Origin of the sequence: Gabonibacter massiliensis, from assembly GCA_001487125.1 — a bacterium.
GTDB lineage: Bacteria > Bacteroidota > Bacteroidia > Bacteroidales > Marinifilaceae > Gabonibacter > Gabonibacter massiliensis.
In genome coordinates this window covers 1,881,708-1,900,327 of the sequence record LN913013.1, presented here as the reverse complement: position 1 = coordinate 1,900,327, position 18,620 = coordinate 1,881,708, and the positions used below count along the sequence as shown (strand labels likewise).

At 41.1% G+C, this 18,620-nt stretch carries 12 protein-coding genes; 5 read left to right on the top strand and 7 right to left on the bottom strand.

The genetic code is table 11. The annotated features are described in order from the left end of the window. The first annotated feature begins 1 nt into the window (after window position 1). Entirely contained in the window at window positions 2-1,363 is a 1,362-nt protein-coding gene (locus BN3283_RS12330; protein ID WP_059026794.1) for an MFS transporter, read from the top strand. 177 nt (window positions 1,364-1,540) lie between these two features. Here BN3283_RS12330 and BN3283_RS12325 read toward each other — a convergent pair whose 3' ends face one another. Beyond that, entirely contained in the window at window positions 1,541-2,179 is a 639-nt protein-coding gene (locus tag BN3283_RS12325) for a trimeric intracellular cation channel family protein (protein ID WP_041503167.1), read from the bottom strand. 410 nt (window positions 2,180-2,589) lie between these two features. On the opposite strand from BN3283_RS12325, the gene BN3283_RS12320 reads away from it, so the two are divergent. Further along, entirely contained in the window at window positions 2,590-4,434 is a 1,845-nt protein-coding gene (locus BN3283_RS12320) for a DUF262 domain-containing protein (RefSeq protein ID WP_059026793.1), read from the top strand. 11 nt (window positions 4,435-4,445) lie between these two features. Next, entirely contained in the window at window positions 4,446-6,554 is a 2,109-nt protein-coding gene (locus BN3283_RS12315; RefSeq protein ID WP_059026792.1) for a DUF262 domain-containing protein, read from the top strand. 350 nt (window positions 6,555-6,904) lie between these two features. Here BN3283_RS12315 and BN3283_RS12310 read toward each other — a convergent pair whose 3' ends face one another. The 6 genes from BN3283_RS12310 to BN3283_RS12285 all read right to left on the bottom strand — a co-directional run bounded on the left by BN3283_RS12310 (window position 6,905) and on the right by BN3283_RS12285 (window position 17,131). Next, window positions 6,905-8,443 (bottom strand): DUF4998 domain-containing protein, encoded by a 1,539-nt coding sequence (locus BN3283_RS12310; protein WP_059026791.1) that lies wholly within the window; start codon window positions 8,441-8,443, stop codon window positions 6,905-6,907. 3 nt (window positions 8,444-8,446) lie between these two features. After that, on the bottom strand, window positions 8,447-9,766 hold the full coding sequence (locus tag BN3283_RS12305) for a DUF4959 domain-containing protein (RefSeq protein WP_059026790.1): 1,320 nt from the start codon (window positions 9,764-9,766) through the stop codon (window positions 8,447-8,449). A gap of 38 nt (window positions 9,767-9,804) precedes the next feature. Beyond that, a complete protein-coding gene (locus BN3283_RS12300) occupies window positions 9,805-11,769 on the bottom strand; it encodes a RagB/SusD family nutrient uptake outer membrane protein (protein ID WP_059026789.1) in 1,965 nt (654 codons plus the stop codon). Between the two features lie 18 nt (window positions 11,770-11,787). After that, window positions 11,788-15,234, bottom strand: coding sequence for a TonB-dependent receptor (locus BN3283_RS12295; protein ID WP_059026788.1), 3,447 nt, complete (start codon window positions 15,232-15,234; stop codon window positions 11,788-11,790). 113 nt (window positions 15,235-15,347) lie between these two features. Continuing rightward, on the bottom strand, window positions 15,348-16,508 hold the full coding sequence (locus BN3283_RS12290) for a FecR family protein (protein WP_059026787.1): 1,161 nt from the start codon (window positions 16,506-16,508) through the stop codon (window positions 15,348-15,350). A 53-nt stretch (window positions 16,509-16,561) separates the two neighbouring features. Further along, window positions 16,562-17,131, bottom strand: a complete 570-nt coding sequence (locus BN3283_RS12285; RefSeq protein WP_059026786.1) for an RNA polymerase sigma-70 factor — start codon at window positions 17,129-17,131, stop codon at window positions 16,562-16,564. A gap of 328 nt (window positions 17,132-17,459) precedes the next feature. Between BN3283_RS12285 and BN3283_RS12280 the strand changes: the two genes are divergently transcribed. Beyond that, the gene (locus tag BN3283_RS12280; RefSeq protein WP_041505285.1) at window positions 17,460-17,648 is read left to right on the top strand and encodes a PLDc N-terminal domain-containing protein; all 189 of its coding nucleotides are present in this window, start codon (window positions 17,460-17,462) and stop codon (window positions 17,646-17,648) included. Window positions 17,649-18,218: 570 nt separating this feature from the next. Next, entirely contained in the window at window positions 18,219-18,617 is a 399-nt protein-coding gene (locus tag BN3283_RS12275) for a fibronectin type III domain-containing protein (protein ID WP_059026785.1), read from the top strand. Window positions 18,618-18,620: the final 3 nt, after the last annotated feature.

Below are 18,620 nucleotides of genomic sequence, written 5' to 3'. Positions count from 1 at the left end.
AATGCATGAGGATAAAAATAAAAAGAAATTTTGGGGAGGAAGAAAAGGATGGCGAGAGTTATTACCCAATAACTCGAGTGCTTTTTTTTATATTTTTTCTTCTTTGAAAAATTATAATTTCCGTCTTTATTTTGGCGGGCAATGTGTTTCTCTGATCGGAACGTGGATGCAGCAAATCGCCATGAGCTGGTTGGTATTCCGTTTGACGGGTTCCGTTTTTTTGTTAGCCACGGTGACTTTTATGGCTCAGATTCCGATCTTGCTCGTGACACCTTTCATGAGTGTTTTTGTCGATCGTTTTAACCGTCGTCATATTTTGATCTTTACCCAAAGTTTATCTATGTTGCAAGCGTTGATTATGGCTTGGTTGACCTTATCGGGTTGGATCGAAGTGTGGCATATTTTAGTTTTAAGTGTATTTATCGGTTTGATCAATGCCCTGGATAACCCTACCCGGCAATCGTTTTATCCGAGTTTGGTTCCGAAAGAGAATTTGGGGAATGCCATAGCTTTAAATTCAGCGGTAATTAACGGTTCCCGGTTAATAGGTCCGGCTGTAGGAGGTGTATTGATCGGATTATTCGGGGAGGGATATTGTTTCTTATTGAATGGAATCAGTTATTTGGGTGTTATTGTTGCTTTATTGATGATGCGTTTGACCCCTTTCCGGCCGAAACCGGTTGTTCAGCGGGTATGGGTGGATATAGAAGACGGATTTCGGTATGTATGGGAAAATATTCCTATACGGACTTTATTGTTATTAATGAGTAGCGTTAGCTTTTTCGGTATCCCGTTGATGACTTTTATTCCGGCATACGTGAAGACGATCCTCGGGGGAGAGAGCGAGATGTTGGGCGTATTGCTCTCCAGTATCGGGATCGGTTCTTTCGGGGCGGCCCTCTATCTGGCGGCCCGGAAAAGCGTGTTGGGGTTGGGAAAGGTGGTGATGTTATCCACACTCTTACTTGGAATCGGGATTATTCTGATATCTTTTGTCTCCGTTCCCTGGGTGGCAACGATCTTATGCATACCGATCGGTTTTTTCATAATAGCGGCAGTAGCTTCCGTCAATACGTTGTTGCAGACTTTGTCCGATGAGGACAAGCGGGGGCGGGTTATGGGATATATGGCCATGACTTTTACGGGGATGGCTCCGATCGGGAGCATGGTTTTGGGAGCTATTGAAAAGTATATCGGGTTACCCGCTATCATTATGTGTTCGGGTATCGGTTGCGTATTGGCTGCTTGCCTTTTCGAGCATTATCGCCCGTTGATCCGCCGCCTGACCCGGCCTGTTTACGTGGAAAAAGGCATTATCCCTGAAATTGCTGTCGGCATAGAGAACTCAGAGGAGAACTTTTAGATTCAAAGATTTAAGTTATTGAATGATCTTGAGATTAAGGGATTTTGAAATTGTTCGATTAAATAATTGGGGGATTTTAGAGATTAAGGAGAAATTTACGATTTAAACTTTAGATTATCGTATCTCCTGCGATCGGAGTGGTTCCTCTCTATGATCCGATCGGGACCGTATATAAGTTTATGGATTATTGTGATGCTCTCCTTTTAACACGGGCAAACTGATATGATATTTTACGGCTAAGACACGAATGATGATGACACTGATTGCCGTGACGATTTGAGTAGATACCGGGCCGATTTGTATAAAATCGCAGAAAAAATAGATGAATCCTCCTATGATGCAGGCTATCGCGTAAATGTCTTTTCGGAAAATCAGAGGAACCTCGTTGATACAGATATCCCGGATAACTCCCCCGACGGCTCCGGTTGTCATTCCCATGATAATCGCCACCCAGGCAGGAAATCCGCTTAACAGACTTTTTTCAATGCCGACCACGGTGAATAGTCCCAATCCGATGGCATCGAAGATAAAGAAGGTGTTATTCAATCTGATCACGTGTTTTCCGAAAAGGATAACAAAGCCTAAGGCAAGTGCCGTAACGATTAAATAAGAGGGCTGGTGCATCCAGAAAGGCGTCACTCCGAGCAAAAGATCCCGGGTGGTTCCGCCACCGATAGCCGTGGCTGCCCCGACCACGTATGCCCCGAACCAATCGAAGTTCTTTGCTGATGCTAATCGGATACCACTGATTGCAAAAGCAAAGGTTCCGATGTAGTCGATAATTGTCGTAAAATTGATATCTGAAAAATGGAACATATTATTGTTATTAGCGGTGGCAAAGTTACGATAAATCTATCGAATAGGCGAATAAAACGGATAGATGTCTTCGAATGGCTATAGCTAAGTTGTTTGTAGGAACAGATATAGTGTATTGATCAGATTTCTGGTCTTCGTTATTTTGCTTCCGGTAAGATAAAACAACTTTTACCGTTTTAATGTATATGGTGACCTTTGATGCGCAACAATATAAGTAAAACTAAATTGAATTTTTCCACAACTTGTGTATTGAATTGACATGCCTTTATATAGTTTTGTGATATTAAATAAAGTTTTATGGCAAAGAACCCGTGTGTTTATCGATAAACTTTGTGGAATGATGCTTTATGACAATACCATGAAATGGAAAAATTTCGGAAAAAAGAAAAGATGTTGATAAATATAGTTATATGGACGAACTAATATATAGCGTACGTAAAGTATTTAGAGATTATTTACCTTCGCAGGGTTGTGATTTCTTTAATATACCGGAATATCAACGGGGTTACAAATGGACGGCAGACAACGTGAAACAGTTGCTCAACGACCTGAAGAACTTTAGAAAGGGTGATTCTGAGGCATTTTATTGCTTACAGAATATTACTATTACAAAAAGTAAATTGAATGAAAAGGTTTGCATGAATGTTATAGACGGACAACAGCGTCTTACGACATTGTTTATTATCGTTTCATACATTCAGCGAAATATGATGAACCGTATCCTCGAGAGTAATTCTGACATTCTCAGATATTCGGTTCGAAAGACAACCGATGAATTCTTGCGTACGGAAATTATTTCAGGTTCCTTGTGGAATACTAATATAAATCCGGATAAAGCAAAATCGAAAGACCAATATTATATCATGGAAGTTGCTCGTGCCATAGACGATTGGTTTAAAAAAAACGATTTAGCCCCCGAAGTGATACTCGATAACCTAATTATTATTGTGAACAAAGTTGATAGTGGCGATGAAGAGACCGTTTTTGCAAGTCTCAATGGGGGCAAAGTTGATCTTGATGGAGCAGATTTAGTTCGTGCAATACTTATTACCAGAGCTGCAAAACAGAAATACCCGTCTATGATTTCAAAGGAACAGCTTCGACAGATTACCAATGAAGATATCAATCTGAATATCGATATCACCGTGTCTTCACGAGGGAAGATCAACGAGTTTCGTGTGAAATTGGGTATTGAACTTGACAAGATGAATAAATGGTGGTCTGACAGAGATGTACGCAATTACTTTGAACAATTACTGCCAAATAGAATATCTCAAAATCGTTCGTTCAAATATAGTCAATATCCTATTGATTTACTGTATTATGCATTTTACGAGGCATATAAGGAATACTTTACAGAATTGAAGAGTGATCGTGATTTGGAATTAAGATTCTTTGAAAATGGTCTTGACTTAAACGGTGATAATAGTGACGATCATCTCGAATTTTATAATGCAGTGGAAGAATTTCATTTTACGATGGTAGATTGGTATAGTAATGATGAGATTTACAACTTAGTCGGCTATCTTATGTATAATTTCAAGGGCTCCACGGTTACTTTTGAGAGGCTTTGGCGTATTTGGAAAACTTCAAATTCAAAGCGTTTATTTATAGATGAAATCAAACGAATAATTAATGAACAATTGGCTTTCCATTTTTCAGGTGAAACGGAACAATCCGGAGAAGAACTTATAGCTTTGAGAAAAGCGATTCTTGATACATCGTATGATTGGTATACAAACGATTTTACAATTAAATTATTACCTCTTCTGGATATACTTCCTATTGAAAAGAAACAAAAAAATAGTGTGACAACTGTTATTAAGCGAATTCAAACAGATTATTTCAAACGCATAAAAGAAGAAGATAAAGAACATGTACGTTCTCAAACTCGTCGTATTAATGAAGAAAATATTACAGAAGAGGATAAAGAAGCGCAACTTGATGAGAACCGTAACGGGTTGAATTCCATAGGTAATATCGTTTTGCTGCATGAGAGTATAAATCGTAGTTATGGAAATGACAAACATACATTGAAAATGGATAGAATAGCTAATGAGTTTATAATGAATAACTGTTATATTCGTCCACATACTTTCAGCGTATTCATTTCAAAATTGAAAAATATGGACAACAACGGAATAAATGATAACGAAATATTTTGGTCTGACGATGACATTTTAAAAACCATTCAGAAAATAGATATGCGTATCAGTAAATATTTGAATTTCCCTGAAATTAGCCAAGAGGATTAATTAGTGGAATTATGGAAAAGAAGACTGTATTCGATTTGCTTTGCAACCACTATTTCGTTGTTCCTGAAATACAACGTGAATATGTGTGGGGAGATAGCAGGAACAAAAATGTTCTCATACAATTCCTTAAAGATTTAAATGACAGGGTTTGTCATGGGGAAGCGAACATCGGTTTTTTGTATTCATATCAATCGGGAACTGAACACTATCTGATAGATGGGCAGCAGCGGTATACAACCGTGTTGCTTCTTCTCTATCATTTGTCTCTAAAAGATAATCCTGTTGTCTATTTTAATTATTTGAAACTTCATCACCTTGATAGCAAGATGCCCGCTTTCTCTTATAGAGTGCGGACACATACAGAATCATTTTTTGCTCACCTACTCAAATCTAAAGTAATAGATTCCAAAACGATAAAAGATCAGGTATGGTTTAAAAGCGAATATTCTAATGATCCTACAATAGAATCTATGTTAGGTGCTCTTGATGTATTTGAGGAACTTTCGTCAAAATTGACAAATTTAACCTATGAAGTAGTTATGGACAAGGTTTGCTTTTGGTACTTTGACGTAGACCAAACTTCGCAAGGGGAAGAGCTGTATATTACGATGAACAGTAGAGGAGAAAAGCTGACGGATTCGGAACAGATAAAACCGCGTTTATTAAACAAAGTGAAGGATATATGGGATAAGGAGACGTATGGGAAAAAGTGGGATGATTGGGAAGAATTTTTCTTTGATAAATCGTTGCGTGGCGAACGTAAAATAGAGTCCATAGATAATGCAATGAACAATATGGTACGAATTGTACTTGAACTTATTACTCGTGGTGAGCATAACTACATCAAACCCGTTGAAGATGCAGAGAGTATAAGTCTTGAGGACATAGAACTGTATATGGATGCTATCGTACGACTTTCAAAATTATCTAATGGCAGATATAAGGCCGAGGTGGAAGGTATCTATGGTGATAAGGAAAGTGATGGAAATTTTTATGTGTTAAAGGCGTTACTTACGGAGATTATAAAAAAACAGGAAGACGACTTTGAATATGAACGAGTTTATCAGACCATCCTAAACCAAGTGCGACGGAACAAGATTAAAAAGCACATAGATTATTTATACTTTTTATCAAAATATAAAGAAAGCCCATTATCCTTTTATGATTTTATTTTGGATTCTAATGATGAACGTATAAAGAGTATTGTTACCGGGCATGAGTTTGAAAAAGTGATGATATGCCGTGATGCGCGAGACAGGGTAGTAGAAAATGCTATTTGGAAAGAACAATCTTTAAACTTCTGGAATGGAGAAATCAAAGCTTTGATGAATTGGTCGAAAGAAAATGAAAGATTCTCTTTCCTTGAATTTAAGAGGATATGTTGCAATTTCCATAAAATCTTTAACGAGAATGCAGACTGGACCAGTGATCTTGTCCGGCAGTCTTTGATAACTTGCCGGATGCCTCATTATCCAAATAATGAGAAATTTGGATTCTATTCGAACGAGTGGAAAGATATTTTTGCCGCCAATAGCCTGGAGTTTTTAGCTTTTCTAAATCGATTTGACAGGATTGAAGGTTCAGATGTCGGAATTATTTTGGAGAAAATGAAAGAAACATATCCAGAGAATCCCAATAATCCATGGGCAGAATTTGTGCATTACAACTATTTGTTGGAATATTGTAATACAAAACACCTCTATTGGGCAGATAATTACGGTTGGATGCTTGTGCAACGTTCGTGGGCAAAGCCTATATCTGTTAAAAATATGCGTTTATATCATGATTTGAAAGAAAAATATGGTCATGAAGATATAAACGGATGGAGATTTCATAAAAACATCACATGGGATTCCAGTATTCGTATGCGAAACGAAGAATCAAAAGTGTATGTAGACATGAGATATTTGCGTCAATCAGATAATAATTATTTTTTGAAAATCGATATAGCAAGGGCAGACTTTCCTGTAAAGGATCAATCGATCCTCAAGCATGAATTGACAAAATATATTTCTCCTAATGTAGAGATGCAATGGGATGAAGAGCGTAAATTATACACGGTTACGGTAGGTTCTATCGATGTCCTTCATATTATACTCTCGCATTGTCTTGTCCAGTAGAGAAAGTGTCCTTGTATCGTCTTCACGGTAGTGAACAATGATCGGGATACCGGGAATAATTTTGTTAAGGAAGTGTTTATTTCGATGAACAGTTTTGCTCTTGGTATGTGCCGCTTGATATTGCATAGAGTTTGAAAACAATCGCTCAAATATTCACACGAAGTATTTTACTACCTTATTCTAAGCCGAACAGTGTTTATAAATATTATGCATAAACAAATCTGTCAAAATTTTTTATTCCATATTTTTCGTGAACGGGTATTTGGCTTGTTTTGTTGCATTCGTTTGATTTTTTTTATTGGTTAATAACCCGTCTAACGGGTGTTATTGTTAGACGGGTTTGACTGATACTACTGATAAGCTACGATGTCTGCTAATTTGATTCTGAATATACCTTTGTTTACTTCGTCGTGTAGAATGATTTTGATGTATCGGATCTCTCTGGAACCTTCGGCGATTGGTAGTAAGGTAACCTCGCCGGAACCTTTGCCGAGAATGTTCTCTTCCATGTAAGTGACGTTTTTCCAGTCGATCTGGTCGGTCGAGGTTTTGATGATAACGGAAGGGGGCAAATAATGTGGCGAATCCCTGTCCTTGGTGGGATCGAACAGCATTTGTGTTATCTTGATCCCGCGTACTCTTTGGGGCTTTTTCAATACGATGGTTAACTCGTAAGTACGGGATATCGGAGATACGGAAGATTCCCACCAGGTATTCGGGTCGTTGTCCAATAGATCAGTTAGATAGGTATCACTGTCGCTATCGGGGACAGAACATTTAATGGCCTCTACTTCTGTTTGGGGGATATAATGGAGTTTGTCCAATTCTTTCCGGTCGGGATAGCCCATCTCCCGGATGTAGTTCCGGTGGATATTACCGAAATAGTGGTTGTGGTAACGTTCGACGTTTAATCCCGTTAATCCGTTTGCCGCATCCAATACGCGGAGACTGCGTTCTTTTTCATAAAGGAGGCTGTTGTCTTCCGGGGTTGAGTAGGCGGGATCGGGGTAGAGGTAACGATTTTTACCGAGTAGCAACTTTTCGAGCTTCGGGCAATAGAGAACATCTTCGAAAGTGGTTGCGTCATAATCGAATTCGAGTATTCTGACCGTATCGACAAAGTGTCTGAATGCCGCTTCTTCAGCCGTGCTTTGATCGTTATAACCGTAACGTTGCCGTATGGCCGATTTGAAATCCGAGGAAAAAGTCCGCTCGTTACCCAATAGCACGGGGGCAAAACGAATAATATCCGGACATCCTTCTAATTTTCCCAAACGATCGATCGTGATCGGCTTGTCATGATCCACATCTTCCAAGACCGTAAACTCTTCGTTGAACTTCTCTTCGGTCAGCGGGTAGATTTGACTTTTGCCTTGCGTGTCGGTGTAATTGAGCTTTATTTCTACAATATTGTCATTCCATTGATCCATAAAAAAGACCAGATTGTCTTTGACTTTATAGAATTTGGTGACTGCTCTCGTGAAGGTCCGTACGGCCTCGTGATCCTCCGTGTAAGGGCGGGCATAATTCGATACGATTAACGATTCGTTACCGTTTTTATCCACGGCACAAACGTCTACGCGATAGGTCCCGTCTCCCAAATTACGAAGATCGCACGATGTTGCGGATTTTTCTAACAAGGAGTCGTGTTGTATATTTGAGGCAGACCAAGATACTTTTATCTTATCGGTGAAGGCATCCACGCCGTTGTTCCACTTTAATTCCAACCGTTTCCATCCGACGGTTACCTCTAAGTCGGAACATTTCGCCGGATAACGGATCTTACCGTTACCGGCATAGTCGCTGTACGTGTCTTCCAGACTTTCTCCGCAGCTTACTGATACCACCGTCGCTATCAGTAAGTTTACCAAATATTTTATTCTTTTCATAACTTAATCTTTTTTTACGTAAACTTCCAACTCTTGTATTGAAATATATTTACCATTATTTTCATCTACACCAGGATAATAGTATTCGTATGTATCGTTCACTATCAATTTTATATAGCGATATCTTATTGGAGTGGCAGGAAAGAGTATTTCCAAATAAGCCGGATCGGTAGCTTCAAGCATTTCCAAGGACTCCATCCTTCCTTCATAGTTTATATTTGAACAAGGCCATGACCATCTATCTTTGTCTTTTGTTGCCGGATGCTGATAAAAATAGCCGATCTTTGTCCACGAGGAAGGATTGCCCTCCTTCTCATTACCCGCGTAAACTGTTACTTCGCAGGGGAGTTTATTCGTGTATGCTGAGTTCCATACCGTTCCTAAAAGTTCATCTTTTCGGGTAAAATAGATTCCCAGGTTCAGCATACCGTATATTCGGATACTGGCCGGGATTTTTTCTTCTTTCAAGTCTATGATAAAAGGGTTCCCTTGTGCGTTGGGGCCAGCCACAAAAGTGTAAACTTTTTCCTTTTTCTTAGTTTTAAAACGCTCTTCTCCTTTCGTATCTCCGTTAAACAAATAATTTACTCCCGTACAGGCTTCTTCGTTTTCGATAGAAAGATCGCCCGCAAAAAAATTCTCTTCGGAAAGGTTCCATTTCTCGAAATAGAAAGATTCCACGTCTTTCCATATTTTTTGTCTTACGCGATAACCACGGTAGTCCTCGGTACGAATAACCACGGTATTCATTGTCTGATCTTGTTGCAAATGAAACTTGATGGTGTCCCCCCCTTTATTAATCGGAAAACTTTTTAACAGGATGGTATCTTCTTGTTGGGTCAGGGGATTGGTACCCAAATAAAGAACGTGTGCCATTCCCGATACTCGTTCGGGTGTATTGTATATTACTTGAAAACCACCCCAGTAAGAGGAGACTTCCGCCGTATTGAAAAAAGCGTATGGTGCGGAGTCCTGCGTGTCAAAGGTCACCTCGAAAGGGGCCGACTCCTCGTTCCGGTTATTCACGAGGGAGACACGGGCGGAGACTTTTTGTCGGGCCTCGTTAAAACCGTCGATAAGAAGCGAGTCAGATCCGTAACCTCCGGTTTTTAATACCTCGTAACCCCTGGAATCGATATAGCGGATATTAATGGCGAAAATTTCAAAATCGGAAGGTAGGTCGTAATACATTGCAGCTCCACCCGGCAAAGCTTTGAACCGGATATTGTCCTTGGGCATAGTTGCGTCGAATGCAAGGTGATCGTCTTTCGAACAGGCAAAAAATCCCAAGAGTATGATTGATATAAATAAAATATGTTTCATGATTGACCGTTTTAATGTTTTTTTTATGATGTCCGTTTTTACCACCCCGGATTTTGAACCACTCCGGAAATCAATACTTGTTCCGCCCTGATCGGGTTGAGATAGTCTCTCGGGGCCGTAAATTTGCACTTGTTCCAGATAACCACGGGACCTTCGAAATTGTTGTAAAATCCCCGAGCCGTTTCGCCGAGTACGTTCCACCCGTATTGTTTTTCATTTAGCTTTTCGTGTGCGATTTTCCAACGGCGGAGGTTCCAGTAACGGTGTCCCTCGAATGCGAGTTCTATATTGATCTCCTGACGGATAATTTCGCGCATCCCTTCCCGGGAATCGACCTTATCGGGATTTTTTGAATAGGACTTCCATGCGGTTAGCACGTCTGGGATTCCGGCTCGTTTGCGTACTTTATTTAGCGGGGCATATACCCGGTTGTCGGGTTTCTCTAAATATTCGTTCCAAGCCTCGGCCTGAATCAGGTAAAGTTCCGCCAAGCGGATGATCGGTAAGGTTTCTTCCCGGGTAAGATTTCCCTGATATGTTCTGGTAGCCCAGGTAGAATACGAGTGTTTTTTTAGCCAATAACCGTTGATGTTTTGCCAGGAATTGCTGGTAACGATATCGTATTGGGAGCCGAACTGTTCTCCTTTATAGGCTTTCACGATCAGGTTATAATCGTCGCGAGGAGTATTCGTGCCGAGTTGCCAGTGAAGGCGGTCGGCCGCAATACAGGCGTAGAAACGGGGCTCTCGACGCAAGTGAAGTTGAAGTACTTCCGTGTTGGGCGGTACCACGTTTTTATATAACGAACTGGCTTCCTTACTCATTTGGTAACGGCTGTTGTAGTTCCAAGTATTGTCGGCATCGATGGGAAGCCCGTGTTCCGTGTAATACATCTCTACCATTTTCATGGAAGGAGAGAGACAACCATACAGTTTTTCATTAAAATAAGTCAAATCCGAGGACTTAAATCGAGGTAGACAAAACTTGTAAAATCCTTCGCTTGTGTATTTCCACTCCAAAAGGAATTCGGGATTCGAAAACGTGGAATACATGGAAAATTCGATATCACCCATTCTGTTCAGCAAATCGGACTCTTTGCTGTTTGTTCCATCATACAAGTGGTGCCCGACTTGCTCGGATACTCGGATTGCTTCGTCAGCAGCTTCTGCCGCCCGTTTCCATTTCTCGGGATCTTTTTGAGTACTGAAAAGGGGCTCGCCGTTCTTACCTTTAAAATCCGAGTAGTACTCGTTACCGTTAAAAAGGGGTGAGGCTGCATAAACTAATACCCGAGCTTTAAGGGCAAGTGCAGATTCCTGGCAAAAATAGGGTGCCCGGTCTGATGTTCTTGTGGTAGTTGTCGGTAAAAATGGGACGGCTTCGTCGAGTAGACGTACGATGGTATTGAAACAGGTGTCCACGTGGACCCGGGGTTGTTGCATCTTGGACATGTCTTCGTCCACACCGATGTTATCGGGTACAAGGACGATCGGGCCGTAACGGCGAACTAACTCGAAATAGATAAAAGCCTTTAGGGCCTTGACCTCCGCTTTCCATTGCCGTTTTTCGCTTGTTAACATATTGTAAACGTTATCGATATTCTCGATAAAAATATTACACGAACGTATGAGTTCATAAAATGAACTATAATAGTTATTTATACCGCCTTCTTCCCATAAGTTATCATAAGGAGCTTGGGACATTTGCAGTCCGTCGGAAATTTTAAAACCCGGGTATTCGTATTTACCTTTACCTCCCGCTGCATTTCTGAGTCTATTACAGGTAACCAATTCATCTGCACCTAAATAAGCTACATTATCACATATGTTTGCCATTAACATTGTCGTTAATCCGTATATACCGGCGAGCCAACTATCAGCACTCGTGCGTTGCTCAAAAATAGTCTCTATCGTATCGATATCTTTTTCAGGTGTCATATTCAAGTAATCGCTACACGCGAATAACAGCATGACGGTACATAAAATATATAATGAATGTTTCATTGTTCAATCGTTTTAAAATTAGAAACTTACGTTCATTCCGATCGAGAAGGTTCGCTGTATCGGGTAACTGAAACCGTTATCTCCCAGCTCCACGTCCCATATTTTGAAATTACTGATCAGAAAGGGGTTATTTACCCGGGCGTAAAACTTTGCATTTTGCATTTTTAATTTGGTCATCAGATTAACGGGTAGGTTGTAGGCTAACTCCATCGACGTGCAACGCAAAAAACGGCACTCGCGCATGAAATAGGTACTTTTGCGATTTTCTGTTCCGGCATCCCAGTCTTCTTGCGGGTTATGGACGCTGATCGGCTGGGTCGAAAGGCGGGGCCAAAAAGGACGTTCTTTCATATTGCTCTCGCTCCAGTGGTCGTCGTGTATGGCTTTTAACATGGCCCGATCTCCGACAAAAGGATTGATTTGCATGGGGTCCATAAAGAAGGTCCGTTTGCCCGATCCCTGGAAAGCAAAGCTAAATTCCCAGTTTTTATAGTTGATGAATCCGCTGAAGCCGTAGATGATCCGCGGTGTGGTCGGAAAACCGATATGCGTGGCGTCGTTGACATCGATTTTTCCGTCGCCGTTCAGATCCCGGTAACGGATATCCCCGGGCATGACGTCGCCTCCCTGGACGGGGGAGTTGTCGATTTCTGCCTGATCACGAAATAGTCCCTCTGCAATATACCCGATAGATTGCGATAGTTCGTGCCCCTCTTTTAATTGCCAGGCAGGTTTGTCGGAGGCTTCCTCGATATTGAGGTAAACGGCCTTGTTGTAGGTGAATGTGCCGTTGAGGATGATCCAGCAATCTTTATTGAAAGCGTGTTGGATTTTTCCCGATAGGTCGACTCCCCGGGAACGGGCTTTGCCGACATTGGCTAATTGATGCTCCTCGATACCGACGCTTGCCGGAATCGTGATGCGGTAGTCGAGGATGTTATGACGGATTTCCTGGTAGAGATCGGCCGTCACCTCTAAAAAACCTTTAAATAGTTTGGTCTCGATACCGATGTTGATCTGTTCGGCAATCTCCCATTTGATTTTATTGTTGGGATAGGAGACTATTTTGTATGTCTTTACTCCTCGTCCTCCAGGACGGGGGTCAGGAATTTGCCTTTCCGTAAGTAACGGAAGATGAGTAAAGCGGGGGGAGGAGATAATCCCGTCGTTACCGACCTTTCCCCATGAAAACCTGAATTTCAAGAAAGACAGCCAATGAGCGGTATGGTCGGCTAACAAACTCTCTTTGGAAGCGATCCATGCCGCCCCGACAGCCGGGAAAAATCCCCACTGGTGATTTCTGGCAAAACGCTCGGAGCCGTTGTAACCGAAACTCGCCTCTGCAAAATAACGATCCTTATACCCGTAAGAAGCCCGCATGGAGAAACCCATGTTACGTCGGGGAATACCGTCCAAAACGGATGCTGTCTGTGAGATGGTGGTTTCCTGTACACCGAGAACTGCGGTCAAACTGGTTTGATGCTCTTTCCAGGCGGCCGTATGCAAGGCACGTACTTCGTAACCGAGTTGCGTACTTTGGCTACTGCCGCTTGCCTCTCTGTTTTTTTCTAAAGTTCTGCTGGCCGTGTTGGGATTCAGAGCGGATAACGTGTGTTTTCCCGTTTCAAAATCGTAATTATTGTCCAATAAGGCGTATAAATAGGGTTCTGTGTTATAGGCATTGACGTAATATCCTATTTTATTCAAAGAGATACTGGCTCTCATTTCAAGGCCTTTGACTATGGACGAGAGGTTGTGGATGTATTCCGCCCGGGTGGTCGCCGAGTAGCGACTCCGTTCCTTATACCCCATTTGGATGGCCATGTAAGGATTAACACTCTCCCGAGTGGTAGCTCCGAATCGCAGGTGTGGCCAGGCATAGGTTTCATCTGCGGGATACATGGGTGCAAAATCCACGGGTGAAGCGGCAAAGGCCATGGCGTAGGCTTGGGTTACATCAGTGAAGGGACCGTGATATTTGTCGAGTGAAGCCGTGGAGTTGATCAGCAACCTGATTCCTGTACTCAGATCGATATTCAGATTGGTACGAAAAGTGAACGTGTTGTTACTGATATTGCAGTCGAACTGGTTCAGTCTATCGGTTTTTAGCATACCTTCATCCCGGGTATAATTGACAGAAGCGTAGTATTGTATAATCCTCGATCCGCCGCGTAGATTCAATCCCATGTGATGGTTGACGGAATGGTCGTGGAATAGAATCTTATACCAGTCGTTGGCCGGATAGACAAAGGAGGGATATTTGCCGGATCCGGTGCGTTCGATACGTTCTACGCTGTATTGCGGCATGGCCATCGGGTTTCGAGCCAGGAGGGCTTGATTGTACATCTTCATGTAAGTCACTGGATCGACCACGTCGATTTTTCGTGTAGGCATGGAAGTGATTGCCTCGTAACGTACGGAAGTGTATACGCTACCCTCCACGCCTTTTTTAGTTGTGACGAGGATTACTCCGTTGGCTCCGCGAGCCCCGTACATGGCTGTTGCCGAGGCATCTTTCATCACACTGAAGCTCTCGATGTCTTCGACGGGCATGCGCGCTAAATCCAATTTCGACGATTCCACGCCGTCGATCAGAATCAGCGGGTCGATGTTGGCATGAGTTTGAAACGAGGTGATTCCCCGGATATAAAATTTGGTATTCATCTCGTCTTCCGTCAATGCCCCGGGGAGTCCTCCCGTTTGCCACCCGATGATGCCGGCGATCTTTCCTGCGAATTGGGTGGTCAGATCGCTACTCGATGATTTCAGGCTTCCCGGGTTAACGGTAGTGATGGCCGCTACCACGCTCTCTTTCTTTTGTTCCCCGAAGGCCACCACGGTTACCTCCTCGATATTTTCAGCGGTAGGATTTAGTCGTATATTGATTTTGGTTTTTCCCTTAATCGGTACGATCTCTGTTTTATATCCGATAAAAGAGACTTTTAGTACATCATCCGGTTTTGCAGGAATTACGTACCGTCCGTTGGTATCGGAGGCAACACCCCGGGTTGTTCCGTGGATAATTACTGTAGCCCCGGGAATGGGATTCCCTTTTTCATCCGTAATCTTACCGCTTATTTTAAGCAGGGATACCGTTGTTTTTTCACGGATCGTGATTAAATTTCCTTGAATGGAGTATTCCAACCCCAAGCCGGGAAGAATTTCATCAAGAATCAGTTTGACTTCCTTGTTTTCGGCCTTTACGGAAATTTTTCCTTTCGATTTTGCCAATTCGCTGTTGTAAAAAAAATCGTAATCGGTTTGTTTTTTCAGTTCCGCAATCACTTCGTTTAAAGTGACCTCTTTTAAGTCCAGTGTAACCTTGTTTTTCTGTTGTGCCTGCAGGGTTATGGGTACGGAAAGAGATACGCCCAAAAACAAAAGCACAAAGAAATTCTTAAAGATTAACATTCTTCGTCGTGTATTCCAACTTCTTGGTAATGCATGGTCTCGTTTTTTTTTCATAAATTTGTAGTATTATAATTTGACATCGATACATCCGTTTCTTGCAGGGATGTCGGATGTATTTATGAAGAGAAGCAGGTTGAAGATTGATCAGGTTTTCAACCTGCTGTGTTTTATTTCCCTTGTATCGTTATGTGGTCTTTTTCCACGACAAATTTTACATCTCTGGTATATTCCAACCTATCGAATAGAGGTTCGAGGTCATCGTATCTTTTTAAACGTCCGCTGAATTTTATGTTTTTCAATTCCGAATCGGAGAATTCGATTTTGATATTATACCACCGGGAGAAGATTTGCATTAGTTCCTCTAAAGACATGTCTTCAAAATCGTAATAGCCGTCTTTCCAGGAGGTAAATTGCCGCGTGTTTACGGGAAAGTAGTCTGTTTCCTTGGTTTGTTTATTATATACGACTTGCGTTCCGGGGACCATGATAACGTGATGATCTCCGCATCGGGTTTCCACGCGACCTTGTTCCAATGTCGTTTTTATCCATGTTTCGTCGGGATAGGCCTTTACGTTAAAGGAGGTTCCTAATGCCCGAACCGAAACATTTGCCGTGTGTACGATAAACGGGTGTAAAGAATCGTCGATAACTTCAAAATAGCCTTCTCCGGTTAGAAAAACCTCTCGTTTTTTTTCGGCAAACTGATCGGGGTAACGTAAGGAACTCCCCGCGTTAAGATAGGTCTTGGTCCCGTCCGGGAGGATCACGTTGTATTCCGCTCCGAACGGGACGTTTATCGTGTAAAATTCGGGAACCCGTTCTTCGGTTGTGTAGGACTCGAAGATCAGGGTTTGTTTGTCTGTACGAATCTTTTTCTTGTCATCGGATAAGATGACGGTCGATTTGTTTTGGCTGAGCAGTTGTTTTTTCCCGTTCGGTAAAATCAATTCCGCCGCAGGTTTGGTGACAGAGAGACCGGATAGGTATATTTGATCCATGTGAAATTTCTTTTCTGCCGGTTTTTCCCATTTAAAGGCAAAGTAAAAACCTACCAACAAAACGGATACGGCGGCACAAGATGACCAGAAAATACGTCTCCGTTTTTTTCTCCGGAAAATTTCTCGTTTGATCTGGACGAAAACCGTATCTCTTTTTTGGTGTTTATCCAGTATCCTCTTCTGAAATGTTAATTCCTGGATGATTCTTGCAATTTTTGCGTTTTGAACGGAAGTACATTCCCATTCTTTAAACAATCGTTTTTGATCGTCTGTCAACGCATTGTTGTTCAGTATGTCTGCTAATATTTCATCGATCTTGTTTTCCATCATTTACCACGCTTTTCTTATATATTTATAAAATAAGAAAAAAGGGTGATAGAGAATCAATCTTTTTTTGTTAATAAATATAAAAGTGTTAAGAAGATCTTTTCCTGAAGGTTCTCACGCAGGAATTTAAGAGCTGTTTTCATTTGAGTCTTTACCGTGTTGATGCTGATTTTCATCTCCTCTGCAATCTCTTGATACCCTTTGTCGTTCAAGCAGGCCATTAGAAATATTTTCCGGCATTTTTCGGGAAGTAGGTTTACGGTTTCATATAGAATTTCGGCTGTTCCCTGGTACTCTTCCGTCGTGTCGTAGTGATGTATGTCATTTTCTTTTGAAAAAGAGAGCTGGGTTTCGTATCTTTTTTTATGTTCTTTCAGGAAAAGTAGAGAGCGGTTTTTGACGATCTTATAAATATACCGGTCCAGATCTCCGGTGAACGTGTGGAGCTTTTTGCTGTTCCACAAGCCGATAAAACAATCTTGTACGATGTCTTCCGCGGCTTCCAAATCATCTGATATATGGTAAGAATACAATAGTAGATTATCGTAATATTGTTCAAAAAGAAGTTGGAAAGCATTGCTTTCGTCTTTCTTGATCAAATGTAGTATGGTTGCCGATGAATTCATTTCTATTATTTATGTATACAAATATAATGAACTCCAATATTGAAGCAAACTTTTAAGGGAAAGAATTCGTGTATCGATGTTATTATGGCCGAATACCGTTGCGCTAATCCACCGTCGATACTCCTGTCGGGCAGCGAGAATAGGGGTATATATACGGGAATTTTTTCTGAACGCGATCTAAAGGATACGCGTATATTTTATGAGAAATGGGAATTATGGTTTTATTTAAGTTAAATTTTAAAATTTGTCGTATTTATTTCTGTTTTCAGTTGATGAATTCGACTAAAACAGGTTATTTTGCAGTATTAATTTTAAATAAATAAATGTTATGGGATTGATTATCTATATTATCGGGATCGTGGCGACAATTTATGCCATTCTTGATCTTGTAAAGAAAAACATTTCGACGCCTTGCAAGTTGCTGATTATCATTGTTCTTTTGTTGACCAGCTGGATCGGTTTGATTATCTATTTCTTGTACGCGAAAGACCACGTGGAAGAGTGGTGTAAACAATGAGGTGATTCAAAAATATACGAGACACTCTTCACAAACTTGCGAAGGGTGCCTCGTGAAAAGTAATTTTATGAAAGCGGAGGCCGTTCGTTTACGGTTTTGTCTCCCTGTTACGATTATTGAATCTACCGGTGTATCTGCTAATTCATTTTTCGAGCGGCCTAAATTCCTGAACAAGTACAAATTTACTGTATAGAGCCGATAGCTCAAAAATGATCTGTCTTCTAATTCGAGGTTGCTTTTCTTTTCGATAATTTTTCTATCGTGTTTAAGCTATAACGGCATCCGCAGTTTTTCGGAATGTCTCCGCATGGTATGCTGTCTCTTTTAAAATGGGAGTTTTAATTCTCGGATAATAGGAAGATCCGTTTCTATTTTCGAGATAGGGATAATCGGATCTTTGATTGCATGGTTACGGTTAAAAAAGGATGCCGTGAAAAGTAATAAAAGTAGTTTTCATTCGTTATAGTATAATTTATTTAATAAAATAAATATAATTATTTTTAAATATAAAAATTATATTAATTTTGTAAGTGATATATTTAAGTTATTAATCTTATAATTAATAAAACTATGAAAAAGATTAGAAAAAACATTTTGAAGTTATTTTTATTCGTCTGTTTGGGTTTAACCCTTACGACGATAGTGTATGCCAATTCAGATTTTTTTATTACTCCTGATGCTCCGGGGGAGCCGCAGATTGATAGAATACGAGTTGATGGATGTGACTTGTCATACGAAGCGCCCAAATACGATGGGGGGGCACCAATTACGGGTTATCTTATTGAGTATAGAAATATATTCAACTGGTACTGGGAAAAGGTTGGTATAACGAAGGGGCGTACATATGCCGTTCGTAATAAGCAAGAAGGAGACAGGGGGGTATTTCGTGTTTCAGCTATAAATGAAGCTGGAGTAGGAGTACCGTCAAGGGAGTCAAGTGTTGTTATATTTAGAAATCCATACAATTAACAA